The 14,513-nt window shown below is 33.6% G+C and carries 9 protein-coding genes and 1 tRNA gene; 7 read left to right on the top strand and 3 right to left on the bottom strand.

The window, feature by feature from the left end; genetic code table 11:
• Positions 1–75: 75 nt before the first annotated feature.
• Positions 76–2,934 carry a DNA polymerase I gene (gene polA / locus RMO53_RS11690; protein ID WP_310380943.1) on the bottom strand — a complete coding sequence of 953 codons (2,859 nt, stop codon included), beginning with the start codon at positions 2,932–2,934 and terminating at the stop codon, positions 76–78.
• 125 nt (positions 2,935–3,059) lie between these two features.
• Here polA and RMO53_RS11685 point away from each other — a divergent pair, with 125 nt between their 5' ends.
• Positions 3,060–4,295, top strand: coding sequence for a metallophosphoesterase (locus RMO53_RS11685; RefSeq protein ID WP_310380896.1), 1,236 nt, complete (start codon positions 3,060–3,062; stop codon positions 4,293–4,295).
• A 73-nt stretch (positions 4,296–4,368) separates the two neighbouring features.
• On the top strand, positions 4,369–4,665 hold the full coding sequence (locus tag RMO53_RS11680) for a thioredoxin family protein (protein WP_310380893.1): 297 nt from the start codon (positions 4,369–4,371) through the stop codon (positions 4,663–4,665).
• Here the strand turns inward: RMO53_RS11680 and RMO53_RS11675 are convergent.
• Positions 4,662–5,291, bottom strand: a complete 630-nt coding sequence (locus tag RMO53_RS11675) for a polysaccharide deacetylase family protein (RefSeq protein WP_310380890.1) — start codon at positions 5,289–5,291, stop codon at positions 4,662–4,664. The genes RMO53_RS11680 and RMO53_RS11675 overlap by 4 nt on opposite strands.
• 80 nt (positions 5,292–5,371) lie before the next feature.
• Positions 5,372–8,647: a DUF2723 domain-containing protein gene (locus RMO53_RS11670; RefSeq protein ID WP_310380887.1), complete on the bottom strand. Its 3,276-nt coding sequence runs from the start codon at positions 8,645–8,647 to the stop codon at positions 5,372–5,374.
• 238 nt (positions 8,648–8,885) lie between these two features.
• Between RMO53_RS11670 and RMO53_RS11665 the strand changes: the two genes are divergently transcribed.
• The 5 genes from RMO53_RS11665 to RMO53_RS11645 all read left to right on the top strand — a co-directional run bounded on the left by RMO53_RS11665 (position 8,886) and on the right by RMO53_RS11645 (position 14,280).
• Positions 8,886–8,956, top strand: a tRNA-Gln gene (locus RMO53_RS11665).
• Positions 8,957–9,221: 265 nt separating this feature from the next.
• Positions 9,222–9,686 carry a ribosome assembly cofactor RimP gene (rimP, locus tag RMO53_RS11660; RefSeq protein WP_310380884.1) on the top strand — a complete coding sequence of 155 codons (465 nt, stop codon included), beginning with the start codon at positions 9,222–9,224 and terminating at the stop codon, positions 9,684–9,686.
• 13 nt (positions 9,687–9,699) lie between these two features.
• Positions 9,700–10,953, top strand: coding sequence for a transcription termination factor NusA (gene nusA, locus RMO53_RS11655; protein ID WP_310380882.1), 1,254 nt, complete (start codon positions 9,700–9,702; stop codon positions 10,951–10,953).
• A gap of 94 nt (positions 10,954–11,047) precedes the next feature.
• Positions 11,048–13,903 carry a translation initiation factor IF-2 gene (gene infB, locus RMO53_RS11650; protein ID WP_310380878.1) on the top strand — a complete coding sequence of 952 codons (2,856 nt, stop codon included), beginning with the start codon at positions 11,048–11,050 and terminating at the stop codon, positions 13,901–13,903.
• A gap of 182 nt (positions 13,904–14,085) precedes the next feature.
• Positions 14,086–14,280 (top strand): hypothetical protein, encoded by a 195-nt coding sequence (locus tag RMO53_RS11645; RefSeq protein WP_310380875.1) that lies wholly within the window; start codon positions 14,086–14,088, stop codon positions 14,278–14,280.
• Positions 14,281–14,513: the final 233 nt, after the last annotated feature.

Below are 14,513 nucleotides of genomic sequence, written 5' to 3'. Positions count from 1 at the left end.
TATATATTTCGTTACAAGTTAAAGTGAATGTTTTTATAAACAAATGAACAAATGTTAAAATATTAAAATAAATTGTTAATGCGCTTCCAGCCAATTCCTTCCCATTCCCATTTCGACTTCTAAAGGTACATCTAGTTTAAATGCATTTTCCATTTCGTGTTTAATCATGGGTTGAATTTTCTCTAGTTCGGAGTTGTGAACATCAAACACCAACTCATCGTGGACTTGTAATAACATCTTGGATTTCCAGTTTTCCGAAACTAATTTTCTGTGAATATTAATCATCGCTATTTTGATAATGTCAGCAGCAGAACCTTGAATGGGTGCGTTTACGGCATTTCGTTCTGCGCCACTTTTGACCATCATATTGGCTGAATTGATGTCTTTTAGATACCGTCTTCTTCCTAAAACAGTTTGCACATAGCCATTTTCTCTGGCAAAATCCACTTGGTTGGACATGTATGATTTCAGTTTTGGATACGTGGCATAATACGCATCAATCAACTCAGCAGCTTCTTTTCGGGATAACGAAGTTTGATTGGAAAGTCCAAAAGCAGAAACACCATAAATAATTCCGAAATTAACCGTTTTGGCATTGCTACGTTGTTCTTTTGTCACTTCATCTAAAGGCACATTAAATACTTTTGCCGCTGTACTTTTGTGAATATCTTCGTTGTTTTGAAATGCTTTTATCATGTTTTCTTCGCCAGATAAAGCGGCAATAATGCGAAGTTCAATTTGAGAATAATCGGCAGAAAGTAAGGTGTAATTTTCATCACGAGCAATAAATGCTTTACGAATTAATCGCCCACGTTCGGTTCTGATTGGTATGTTTTGCAGGTTTGGATTATTAGAACTCAATCGTCCTGTCGCAGCAACAGTTTGCATATAATCAGTATGCACACGTCCTGTTTTTTCGTCAACTTGATTGGGCAATGCATCAATGTAAGTACTTTGCAATTTCACCATTTGACGCCATTCGAGAATGTCTTTTACAATGGGATTGTCTTTTTCTAAATAGCTTAAAATTTCTTCACCTGTGGCATATTGACCCGTTTTGGTTTTCTTTTGTTTGGCTCCGCCAATTTTCAATTTATCAAATAAAACGTCGCCCAATTGTTTTGGCGAAGCTAAATTGAATTTTTCGCCTGCAGTTTCATATATTTTTTGTTCCAATGCATTACTTTCTAAAGCCATTTCCACCGACATCGATTTCAGGAATGGAACATCAAGATTAATGCCTTCTATTTCCATTGCTGCTAAAACTGGAATCAACGGAATTTCGATTTCGTCAAATAATTTTTTGGTTTCGGCTTTGTCTAGAATTGGACTAAAATTTTGTTTTAATTGATACGTTACATCAGCATCTTCGGCGGCGTATTCTTTGATATCTTCCAAAGCTACGTCGCGCATCGATTTTTGATTCTTCCCTTTCTTCCCAATTAAATCTTCAATTGATTTTGGTGAATATTTTAAATACGTTTCACTCAAAACATCCATATTATGACGCATATCTGGATTAATTAAATAATGAGCAATCATGGTATCGAATAATTTTCCTTTGATGGAAACTCCGTAATGCGACAGAATTTTTAAATCATATTTGATATTCTGACCAATTTTTTCGATAGTTTCACTTTCGAAAAATGGTTTGAATTTATTGACTAAAACCTGAGCTTCTTTTTGATTTTCTGGAAACGGAACGTAAAATCCTTTCCCTTTCTCATAAGAAAAAGACATTCCAACAAGTTCAGCGTTTAAGGCGTCAATTCCTGTAGTTTCGGTATCAAAACACACCGAAGTTTGATTTAATAAGTTTTGCAAAAGCAATTTCACGGCAAAATCGCCTTGAATACTTTGGTAAAAATGTTCGGTGTTTTCTAATGTTGCATAATGCGAACTCGATTTTGTTTCTCCACTTTCTTCCTCTGAAAATCCAAATAAATCAAATTGATCTTCATTGGATTTTTTAACTGGAGCTTTTTTGACTATTTTTTCATTGCCATTGTCAATGCTATTGTCATTGGTATTGATTTCGTCGTATTCTTTTCCGGTTCCAAAATATTTATCAAACTGCGCTTTCATTTGGCGAAATTCCAATTCTTGGAACAAAACATCTGTTTTTTCTACATCTGGTTTTGATAATTCGTAATCATTCTCATTGAATTGAACTGGGCAATCGAGTAGGATTGTGGCTAATTTTTTAGACAAAATTCCTTTTTCTTTGTTGGCTTCAATTTTTTCTTTCAAAGCACCTTTGAGCTTGTCAGTATTGGCTAAAAGGTTTTCCATCGAACCAAATTCTTTCAATAATTTTTTGGCTGTCACTTCGCCCACTCCAGGTAAACCTGGAATATTATCGGCTGCATCACCCATCATTCCAAGAAAATCTATCACTTGTTCTGGACGTTCGATTTCAAAACGTTTCAGTACTTCGGGAATTCCCCAAATTTCTATGTCGTTGCCCATTCTTGCGGGTTTGTACATAAAAATATTTTCGGAAACGAGTTGCGCAAAATCTTTATCTGGTGTAACCATAAAAACTTTGTAATTCTCTTTTTCGGCTTGTTTTGCTAATGTTCCAATCAAATCATCAGCTTCAAAACCTGCCACTTCAATAATAGGAATGTGCATGGCGCGCAGTAATTCTTGAATGTATGGAACAGCAATTTTAATCGCCTCAGGAGTTTCATCACGATGCGCTTTGTATTCCTGATACATTTCGTAACGATAAGTGCTTCCGCCTTTGTCAAAAGCTACGGCCAAATGATCTGGTTTTTCGCGCTTGATAACATCCATCAAAGCATTCATGAAACCCATGATGGCTGATGTATCCATGCCTTTGGAGTTGATACGAGGATTTTTTATAAAAGCAAAATAACCTCGAAAGATTAAAGCGTAAGCATCGAGAAGGAAAAGGCGTTTTTGAGACATGTTTTTAAAAATTTGAATGTAAAAATAAACATTCATAGAAGAAGATTTTACAAATACGTTAAAAATTGATTAACAAAACTACTTTGTGTTTTCTTTCTTCGTTATTTTGTGTAAAATTTTATAAAATGAAGGTATTTTTTTTATTTTTCTGTGCCGTTTTATTTGTTATTGAAATCTACGCTTATCAAGCTTTTAAAACAGTTATAAAAACCAAATGGATTTTGCAATTGTATATGATAATTAGTGTCTTAGCATCGGTTTACGTTCTTTACTCCATTTATTATTTCGACCGTTCTGTAGGTCAAACACCAAGAAGTTTATTTGCAATGGGGTTGTTTTTGTTATTATATCTTCCTAAAATTATCATTACATTAATTTTATTTGGCGAAGATATTTTCCGATTGATTAAAGGTTCCATGAACTATTTTGTTGAATATGATACCACTACTAATTTTTTGCCTTCGCGTCGAAAATTTGTTAGCCAAATAGGATTAGGATTGGCTGCAATCCCGTTTTTGTCATTGATTTACGGAATAACAATTGGAAGATACAACTACAAAGTGATCAAGCAGGATGTTTTTTTTCCGGATTTGCCAGATGCTTTTGATGGATTTACGATTACTCAAATATCGGATGTGCATAGTGGGAGTTTTGATAATCCCGAAAAAATAAATTACGCCATAGATTTAGTCAACGAGCAAGAATCGGATTTGTTATTGTTTACCGGTGATATTGTCAATGCCAAAGCCGATGAGATGCATCCATGGATTGACACTTTTAATAGATTACAAAAACCACTTTTTGGCAAATATTCAATATTAGGAAATCATGATTATGGCGCGTATTTAGAATGGAAAACCGAAGAAGAGAAAGAAAAAAACTTTGTTGCTATAAAAGATTTGCACCGTCAAATAGATTTTAAATTATTACTAAACGAAAATGTGAAAATCCAAAAAGGGACTGATTCAATTGCATTGATTGGTGTAGAGAATTGGGGGAAGCATTTTGGAAAAATTGGCGATTTGAATAAAGCTTCGGAAGGAATTTTAGATAATGATTTTAAAATCCTGATGAGTCATGACCCGAGTCATTGGGAAGAAGAAGTAAAACATCATGCAAAAAATGTTCAATTAACCTTAAGTGGACATACACACGGAATGCAATTTGGGATAGAAATTCCAGGTTGGTTTAAGTGGAGTTTGGCACAATATATGTACAAACAATGGGCAGGATTGTATGAGGAATTTGGCCGATATGTTTATGTAAATCGTGGTTTTGGGTTTCATGCTTATCCCGGAAGAGTAGGTATTATGCCAGAAATTACCGTTATACGACTAAAAAAAGGTAAGAATGTGGCTTAATTCGTTTAAAATGTTACATTTGTAAAATAAATTATCTTTTTAATTCAATTTAGAAAATTAAATTTTTGGTTTTATGTCAAAATTTGGAGAACTTATAAACACCGAAGTTCCTGTGTTAATTGATTTTTACACAGATTGGAATGAACCGTCAGTATCCATGCATCCTGTAATTAGAGATGTTGCCGCTGCGCTTGGCGACAAGGCAAAAGTGATAAAAATAGATGTTGATAAAAATCAAGAATTAGCTGATGCGCTTCGTATCAAAGGACTTCCTACTTTAATGATATATAAAGAAGGACAGATGATTTGGAGACAATCTGGTGAACTCGATGCGAATACAATAATTAGCTTGGTTCAAGAGCAAATTTAAATAATTTTTTCAAAAACAAACCCTTTTTCATACAAGTATTTCAAGGTTTTAGGTAAAGTATACTCTAAATTCTGAAATGCATTTACGCTGTCGTGAAATATAATTATACTTCCAGATTGTACATTTTGTAGTACATTTTTCAAACATTTCTCTTTTGAAATAGTCGTGTCAAAATCGGCGCTCAAAACATCCCACATAATTATTTTGTAGCCTAATTGGCGTATTTTTTTTGATTGAGCTGCTTTTAATTTTCCGTAAGGAGGACGGAAGATTTTAGATTTTGTATTTGAAATGGAATCTTCGCATAAATTCACATTCTCAATATATTCTTGGGTCGAAGTTTTCCATCCATTCAAATGATTAAAAGTGTGATTTCCGATTGAATGTCCGTCGTTGTTTATTTTTGAGAAAATCTCGGGATATTTTTCGATGTTATTTCCAATGCAAAAAAAAGTAGCTTTTGCATTATATATTTGCAATTGATTTAAAACCCATTCTGTGATTTCCGGAGTTGGACCATCGTCGAAAGTGAGGTAGATTTTATTCTCATTATTAGGTAAATCCCAAGTGTAATTTGAAAACAATTTTTTAATAAATGAATTCGTTTTTATCCAATACAATTTCATTTTTTTTGATTTTTAAATAGTAAAAAAAGTAGCGGCATTTTTCAACAGCGCTACTTCTTTAATTAGTATTCTAAATAAAATTATTCTCTATCACGCTCAAAACGATCAAACATTTTTATGTAAGTATTAAACGTTGCTCTATTCTTATTATAAAAAGGAACATCTCCATTTTCTTTCATCACTTTCAACAAACTTCGGTAGCGCTCAATATCAGTAATGATATCTATTGCAATATCGTTTTGATCAACCGCATTTAGATTGCCATAATAGTTGAGATTTTCTTGGTATTTTGTAATTAATAGTTGGAGTAGTTGTTGTGCTTTTATTTTTTCGCCAACCTGATAATACCCTTTTGCAAAAGGTTCTACTACGGAATAATAGCCAAATTTTGAAACAGGCATTTTGGTTAAGGACAAATCGATAACTTTTTTAGCTTTTTCAAAGTTACCTTCAGCGATTAATTGATCCATTAAACGAGCAAGATTTGTACGATAGGTTATGCTGTTTCTTCTGGTTTCTGGATCATGATATATTTTATCACTATCGCTATTTCCCCATTCCCATTTCATGATATTGGCATACATTTTATCAGAGTCAACTTGTCCCATATCCATTGGTCCATCTTCTTTATTGACCTTGTTTTTTATGGGAACTAATTTAAAAACCATTCCGTCTAGTTGTAGAAAATCTTTCATCCACAAATAGTCTTCATCATCAAAAGCACCACCGCTAAAATACATTGGTCTTTTCCAATTGTTATTCGCGACAATATCTAGCATCATCAATCTGTTTTTATACAATGCATTTCCTTTGATGTCAATATCAATATAGGGCACAATGGAATCATTGTATTTTGTAGCGACTACATTATTTTTTATAATGTTGTTTTTGTCTATTGGAATTCTAATTTTATTTGTTGGGTAAAAATGTATCGTTTGACCGTTTTGTAAATCAATTGTCGATTTTGGATTTTTGATAAAAGCTATAAAATCTTTAATATCCCAGCGACTTTCTACTTTTTGAACATGTGCTACATAATCTAATTTATCACCTACATATTGATCATGGGTAAATGAAATAGGCAAAGGCTCAGATTCGTATGCTTTTGATTTCATTTGATCAATATACCAGTCCGTCATAAAAAGGCTGGTGTTAACAATTTTTATATCGGTTCTAACGTGTTCTATTTCTTGTGCATACCACAAAGGGAAGGTGTCATTATCGCCAATAGTAAATAAAATGGCATTTGGATCACACGAAGTTAGATATGCTTTTGCCATAGCTACTGCAGTATATTTATTAGATCGATCGTGATCGTCCCAATTTTGAGTTGCCATAACAAGAGGAGCAGATAATAAACTGCCAACAATAAGTATTGGTCCAGCAATTTTTGGGGCTAAATATTTTTTAGCACTTTCGTACAAAGCATACACTCCAAAACCTACCCAAATGGCAAATACGTAGAATGAACCCACTAATGCATAATCTCTTTCACGAGGTTCAAACGGTCTCTCGTTGAGGTAAATTTTTAAAGCCAAACCTGTAAATAAAAAGAGCGTTAATAATACATAAAAACTTTTTCTATCCTTATCAGCATGATACATTAAGCCAATTAAACCTAACACGAATGGTATAAAATAATACACGTTTCGACCTTTATTATTCAATACATCAGTTGGTAAATTATCTTGAGATCCTAAATGCATTTCATCAATAAAGGGTATTCCACTAAGCCAATTTCCGTCGAGATAATCGTATTTTCCTTGAATGTCATTTTGTCTTCCAACAAAATTCCACATCAAATACCTGAAATACATATAGCCAAATTGGTATTCGAACATAAAAGTAAAATTGTCTACTGTTGTTGGTTTTTCAACAATTAAATAGTCACCATAACTTTTTAAAAATTTAATAAATCCTTCATTATCAATTTGTTTTTGAGCGTAGGCTTGTCTAAATTCGGCTACTGTTTTTTCAATTTCATTTCTTAATTGCGCAATCGCTTTATTATAATCCTCTTCTGATAGTTGATTGGGGTCAATCCCGTATTTTTCCAAATCATCTTCGTAAGGATAATCAGGATTTAATTTAAATTGTGGTGGATTTGTAAAGTTGATGTAATTCTCAACATGATCACCGCTCCACAATCTAGGCAGAATCGCTTTTTGATTGTCATCCGTATTTTGTTTGGAGTTTTTGTAATTATTTACAATAACATATTTGCCTGAATTATAATCTCTTTCAAAATTTGGAGCCTCATCTAAATAAGGTGTTTTAGCATCTAAACCAGTGAAGGCTTCTGTATATTGCGGTCCGTAAAACAATGGGTTAACGCCATATTGTTCTCGATTATAATACGCCAAAACTTCTCGAGCATCCGAAGGTTTATTTTCATTAATAACCGTATTTGCATTTGCTCGTATAGGTAGCATCATCCATGTTGAAAATCCAATGAGGATAAATAAGATGCATAAAATAAGCGTATTATAATGAACAAGGCCTTTGTTGCGAGTATATTTTAATCCAAAATAAAAGAAAAGCACAAAAATTAGAGCTACGAAAATAGATCCTGAATCAAAAGGCAATCCTAAATCATTAACCATAAAAACTTCGGTTTTGCCAAAGAAAGCCATCGTTAATGGTAGTAATAATTTAAAAATGAATAATAAAACGGCAACCACTACAACATTAGCAATGATAAAATTTTTGACTGTAACTGTTTTATAGTTTTTAAAAAAATACAATAATCCAATAGATGGAATGGTCAACAATGCCATAAAGTGAACGCCAAACGAAAGTCCAATTACAAGCGAAATAAGCAACAACCAACGATTCCCTCTTGGCGTGTTCATGTCTTGTTCCCAGCGCAATCCTAACCAAAAAAGCAACGCGATAAACAAGGAAGCCATAGCATAAACCTCTGCTTCAACGGCGTTAAACCAAAAGCTATCCGAAAAAGTAAAAACGAGTGCGCCTACAAAGGAACTGCCAAGAATTACGATGTCGTTATTTTTATTTTCTTCAGAAAACCTTGAAATTAGCTTTCTTAAAATCATTGACGAAGACCAAAACAAAAATAATATGGTAAAAGCACTCGAGAAAACCGACATCATATTTACCATATAAGCAATATGATTATCACCCGAAGCAAATAGGGCAAAAAAGGCACCAATCATTTGATACAAAGGTGCGCCAGGAGGATGTCCTACCTCAAGTTTTGCCGCAGTAGCAATGTACTCGCCACAATCCCAAAAACTCATCGTAGGTTCTACAGTAAGTGTAAAGGTCGCTAATGCAATTGCGAATGCAAACCAACCTAAAATTGTATTCCATTTATTAAAATTAAATCCCGCCATAGTGTTGATGCTGTTTTTTTATTTTGAGATACAAAGAAAATGTTTTTTTAGTTAACCATAAGAGCATTAACAAAAATTTCTAAAAACTATTGCTGTAAAAAAGTGTGTATATATACTAAATAAGAAAAATATTTTTCTGGTAATTAGTAAACGCATTAATTTTTTTTCGATAAAAAGGGATTAAAAAGTTGTGCAAATTAAAATTTGTATTAAATTTGCACTCGCTTAACAGCAATGCTGGTCTATGGTGTAATGGTAACACAACTGTTTTTGGTGCAGTCTTTCAAGGTTCGAGTCCTTGTAGACCAACGAAAAGCCTCTCATTTATTTGAGAGGTTTTTTTATTTATAAAATGTGAATTGCATCTTTTTGTTATCAGAATGTATTGAGGAAATAAATATATTTTCAATTTAAGAAACCCCAAAAAGAGAATTTAATTGTAACATAAAATGAAGCGTAACCATATTATAAGTACTCAAATATTTTAAATTTAAAAAAAAGCACTATATTTGCACTGTTATTTATTAAAAAACTAGATAATGAGGCACGCATAGCGTGCCTCTTTTTATAAAATATGACATTTAAAGAAAAGGTAAACACGTTATTAGACGAAGTATTATTAGAGAAACCTTCCATTTTTCTAATCGATTTAATTATTACGGATTCTTTTAAAATTATAGTAAATATTGATGGTGATGCTGGAGTGGCATTGCAGGATTGTATAGAAGTAAGCCGAGCATTAGAAAATAATTTAGATCGAGAAGAACAGGATTTTTCTCTAGAAGTAGCTTCGGTTGGTGTTGGTTCGCCCTTAAAATTGGTAAGACAATACAAGAAAAACGTAGGCAGAACTTTAATAGTAAAACTAGATTCCGAAACTATTGAAGCAGAATTAGTTGAGGCTAATGATAATTTTATAATTTTGTCATGGCTTGCACGGGAACCTAAAAAACTTGGAAAGGGTAAAGAAACCGTTCAAAAAAGACAAGAAATACAGTATTCAGAAATAAAAGAAGCAATTGTTACAGTAACATTTTAATTAAATAGTTGGCATGGAAAATTTAGCATTAATCGATTCATTTTCAGAGTTTAAGGACGATAAACTTATTGATCGTGTAACGCTTATGGCGATATTAGAGGATGTGTTTAGAAATGCATTGAAGAAAAAATTTGGATCAGATGACAATTTTGATATTATCATCAATCCTGATAAAGGCGACATGGAAATCTGGCAAAGAAGAGTGATTGTTGCAGATGATGATTTGGATTTAGAACATTTAGAAATCACTTTGACCGAAGCTCAAAAAATAGAACCTGATTTCGAAATTGGTGAAGAAGTTTCGGAAGAAGTCAAATTAATTGATTTAGGAAGAAGAGCTATTTTGGCTTTGCGCCAAAACTTGATTTCCAAAATCCACGAACACGACAACACCAATCTTTATAAACAATTTAAAGATTTAATCGGAGAAATATATACTGCCGAAGTACACCATGTTCGCCCAAGAGTCGTAATTTTAATTGACGATGAAGGAAACGAAATTATTTTGCCAAAAGAAAAACAAATTCCATCCGATTTTTTCAGAAAAGGAGACAATGTTCGTGGAATAATCGAAAACGTGGAGCTAAAAGGCAATAAACCACAAATAATAATGTCTAGAACTTCAGAAAAGTTTCTAGAAAAATTATTCGAGCAAGAAATTCCAGAAGTTTTTGATGGATTGATTATGGTCAAAAATGTAGTAAGAATACCAGGCGAAAAAGCAAAAGTAGCCGTAGATTCTTATGATGATAGAATTGACCCAGTTGGTGCTTGTGTAGGTATGAAAGGTTCTCGTATTCACGGAATTGTTCGTGAGTTAGGAAACGAAAATATAGACGTTATCAATTACACCAGCAACATTCAATTGTATATTACAAGAGCATTGAGCCCTGCAAAAGTTTCATCAATTAAAATCAATGAAGAAACAAAAAGAGCCGAAGTTTTCTTGAAATTAGAAGAAGTTTCTAAAGCTATTGGTCGTGGTGGTCACAATATTAAATTAGCGGGACAATTAACGGGTTATGAATTAGATGTTATACGTGAAGGTGATGTTGCTGGTGCAGCAGCCGATGAAGATGATGTTGAATTAACAGAGTTTTCAGACGAAATTGAAGAATGGGTTATCGAAGAATTTGCAAAAATTGGATTGGATACTGCAAAAAGTATTTTGAAACAAGATGTAAATGATTTAGTAAGAAGAACTGACCTAGAAGAGGAAACGATTCTTGATGTAATGAGAATATTAAAAGAAGAATTTGATAACTAAATCGGTTCTTTAAAAATAAATTTAAACCTTGTTTTTTCTCTCCAAATGAGAATTAGTGTGAGGAATAATATATAAGGTAAATTAAAAAGGTTTTATGTCTGAAGAGAAAATTATTAGAATAAACAAAGTTTTAAGGGAATTGAATATTTCTTTAGAAAGAGCTGTGGATTATCTAAAAGATAAGGGTATTGCTATTGAATCGAACCCAAACACAAAAATTTCTGACGACGTTTATAATGTTTTGTGTGGTCAGTTTGCTGGCGATAAAGGTAATAAGGAAGCTTCAAAAGAGGTAGGAGAAGAGAAGAGAAAAGAGAAAGAAGCATTGCGTATTGAGCGCGAAAAAGAAATCGAAGACAAACGTAAACTTGACGAGGAAAGGTTCAAAAGCCAAGAAGTCATCAAAGCGAGAGCCACCGTTACTGGTCCAGTTCACGTAGGAAACATTGATCTTAATCCTAAAAAAGAAGTAGTTATTCCTACTGTTGTTGTTGAAAAAAAGGAAGCAATCGCTGTGAAATCACCAGACGAGAAACCAGTTTCAAACGAACCTGTTCCTGAGAAAATTTTAACAGACAAAAAAGAGATTAAACCAGTTGTTGAGGTAAAAGAATCCAAGAAAGTTGAAGTTTCTACTAAAAAGCCTGCTACTGAAAACCAAGAACCTGCTGTAGAGGAATCGTTTACAACCCAATACCAAAAATTATCTGGAGCTACACTTACTGGGCAGACTATTGATTTATCTCAATTTAATAAACCCAAAAAGAAAAAAGAAGACACAAAAATTACACCCAACAAACCAGGTGTTCCAGGAGTTCCAAATACACCTGGAAGTGCAGCAAACAATGCCAATAAAAACAAACGTAAAAGGATTGCCCCAAAACCGGGAGCGCCAAGACCACCAGCAACACCTGGAGTTCCTGGTGCGCCAAATCCAAATAAAATTACTCCAAATACCGGTGGTGGAGGTTTTAATGCGAACAGAGGATCAAGACCTGGTTTTGTAAAAGGAGCAAGACCTGCAATTGTTGCAAAAGTTGAGCCAACAGAAGAAGAAGTAAAAAATCAAATTAGAGAAACTTTAGAGAAACTGCAGGGTAAAGGAGGCAAATCTAAAGCAGCTAAATATAGAAGAGATAAAAGAGATACACACCGTCAAAAATCAGATGACGAGCAAAGAGCGATAGATGAAGGTAGTAAGACTATAAAAGTTACTGAGTTCGTAACCGTTGGTGAGATTGCAATCATGATGGATGTTCAAATTACAAAAGTAATTGGAACCTGTATGTCATTGGGAATCATGGTTACTCAAAATCAACGCTTGGATGCAGAAACATTAACTATTGTTGCCGATGAGTTTGGATATGAAGTAGAATTCATCACAGTTGATATTGAAGAAGCCATTCAGGTTGTACCAGACAAAGAAGAAGATTTAGTTTTTAGAGCGCCAATTGTAACTGTAATGGGTCACGTCGATCACGGTAAAACATCGTTGCTGGATTATATTCGTAAAGAAAATGTTATCGCTGGAGAATCGGGTGGAATAACACAACATATTGGTGCCTACGGAGTAACATTAGACAACGGTCAAAAAATAGCATTCCTTGACACACCAGGTCACGAAGCCTTTACCGCAATGCGTGCGCGTGGAGCTCAAGTTACCGATATAGCAATTATTGTAGTTGCTGCAGATGATGACATCATGCCACAAACCAAAGAAGCCATTTCTCACGCTCAAGCTGCAAATGTACCCATTATATTTGCTATCAATAAAATTGATAAGCCCAATGCAAATGTGGAGAAAATCAAGGAAAAATTAGCAGGTATGAATTTACTTGTTGAGGATTGGGGCGGAAAAATTCAATCACATGATATTTCAGCAAAAGTAGGAACAGGTGTCAAAGAATTATTAGAAAAGGTATTGCTTGAGGCGGAACTTCTAGATTTAAAATCAAATCCAGACAAGCCAGCTCAAGGAACTGTTGTAGAAGCATTTTTAGATAAAGGAAAAGGATACGTTTCAACCATATTAGTGCAACACGGAACCTTACGAATTGGAGATTATATGTTAGCTGGAAAACACCATGGTAAAATAAAAGCCATGCATGACGAACGCGGAAATATAGTAACCGTAGCTGGACCTTCGACGCCAGTATCGGTTTTAGGATTAGATGGATCTGCAACAGCTGGAGATAAATTTAATGTATTTGCTGATGAGAAAGAAGCCAAACAAATCGCTTCTAAACGTTCCCAATTAATGCGGGAACAATCGGTTCGTACACAACGTCATATTACACTTGATGAAATTGGACGAAGAATTGCATTGGGTCAATTTAAAGAATTGAACATTATCCTTAAAGGTGATGTCGATGGTTCTGTTGAAGCCTTATCTGATTCGTTTTCTAAACTATCTACACCAGAAATTCAAATCAATATTATTCATAAAGGAGTTGGAGCAATTACCGAGACTGATGTTATGTTAGCTTCAGCTTCGGACGCAATTATCATTGGATTTAATGTTCGTCCTGCAGGAAATGCTAGACAACTTGCCGACAAAGAAGAAATTGACATTCGTTATTATTCTATCATTTACGCCGCTATCGATGACTTGAAAGACGCAATGGAAGGAATGTTAGCTCCAGAAATGAAAGAGGAAATTCTGGGAACTGCAGAGATTAGAGAGATATTCAAAATATCTAAAGTGGGTTCTATTGCAGGTTCAATGGTTATGGATGGTAAAATTGTTAAAAATGCCAAAATGCGTATCATTAGAGATGGTGTAGTTGTCTTTACTGGTGATTTATTAGCTTTGAAACGTTTCAAAGACGATGTGAAAGATGTAGCAAAAGGATATGATTGTGGTATTCAAGTTAAAGGATACAACGACATCGAAGAAAGAGATATCATCGAATCGTATCATGAAGTTGCGATTAAAAAGAAATTGAAATAAAATTTAGATATATTTATAAGAAATCCCGAGCAATCGGGATTTTTTTTGTTTTGGGTGGTCGCTAATAGTTTTCTGAAAGTATAGAGATTTTTAGTAGATTTGTTTTAGTTGAATATTGGATTAGGCACGGAAAAAATTTCCGCGCAATAGGTCAAAAGGTATGGAATTACTAAAAAAATATAATGATAACAACAATTTTAATTTTAATAGCATTTATTATATTGACAATAATAAGTATAAAAAATGACCCAATAAAAAAGGTTAGAAATATTTATGATATATATGACAATTTTTTTATATACAGATTAATAGGAATTGTTATTGCTGGAATTATTGGATTTATTATTTATCTTTTTCAAAAACCAAATGGTGGCTAATGCCCTCCGCTCCCGCACGAATCCTTTCGTGTGGTATGTAATTGATAAGGCGAATTTTCTATATTTACAATAAAATGTAAAAAGCAGTATCTATGAGTAGAAATTATAAATTTCATAATCCTGAGGGTTTGTATTTTATTAGTTTTGCCGTTGTTGGATGGTTAGATGTTTTTACCAGAAATGAGTATAAAGATTTGTTTATTGAAAGCCTTACTTATTGTCAAAAGAATAAA

Source organism: Flavobacterium sp. (assembly GCF_031409475.1).
In the GTDB taxonomy this organism is placed as follows: domain Bacteria; phylum Bacteroidota; class Bacteroidia; order Flavobacteriales; family Flavobacteriaceae; genus Flavobacterium.
This window is presented reverse-complemented; position numbering and strand designations above follow the sequence as displayed.

What these genes read in the sequence shown, in the direction of transcription:
- infB (WP_310380878.1), top strand. Translation starts at nt 11,048, where the DNA reads ATGTCTGAAGAGAAAATTATTAGAATAAACAAAGTTTTAAGGGAATTG.
- nusA (WP_310380882.1), top strand. Translation starts at nt 9,700, where the DNA reads ATGGAAAATTTAGCATTAATCGATTCATTTTCAGAGTTTAAGGACGAT.
- RMO53_RS11675 (WP_310380890.1), bottom strand. Translation starts at nt 5,291, where the DNA reads ATGAAATTGTATTGGATAAAAACGAATTCATTTATTAAAAAATTGTTT.
- rimP (WP_310380884.1), top strand. Translation starts at nt 9,222, where the DNA reads ATGACATTTAAAGAAAAGGTAAACACGTTATTAGACGAAGTATTATTA.
- RMO53_RS11645 (WP_310380875.1), top strand. Translation starts at nt 14,086, where the DNA reads ATGATAACAACAATTTTAATTTTAATAGCATTTATTATATTGACAATA.
- RMO53_RS11670 (WP_310380887.1), bottom strand. Translation starts at nt 8,647, where the DNA reads ATGGCGGGATTTAATTTTAATAAATGGAATACAATTTTAGGTTGGTTT.
- RMO53_RS11680 (WP_310380893.1), top strand. Translation starts at nt 4,369, where the DNA reads ATGTCAAAATTTGGAGAACTTATAAACACCGAAGTTCCTGTGTTAATT.
- polA (WP_310380943.1), bottom strand. Translation starts at nt 2,934, where the DNA reads ATGTCTCAAAAACGCCTTTTCCTTCTCGATGCTTACGCTTTAATCTTT.
- RMO53_RS11685 (WP_310380896.1), top strand. Translation starts at nt 3,060, where the DNA reads ATGAAGGTATTTTTTTTATTTTTCTGTGCCGTTTTATTTGTTATTGAA.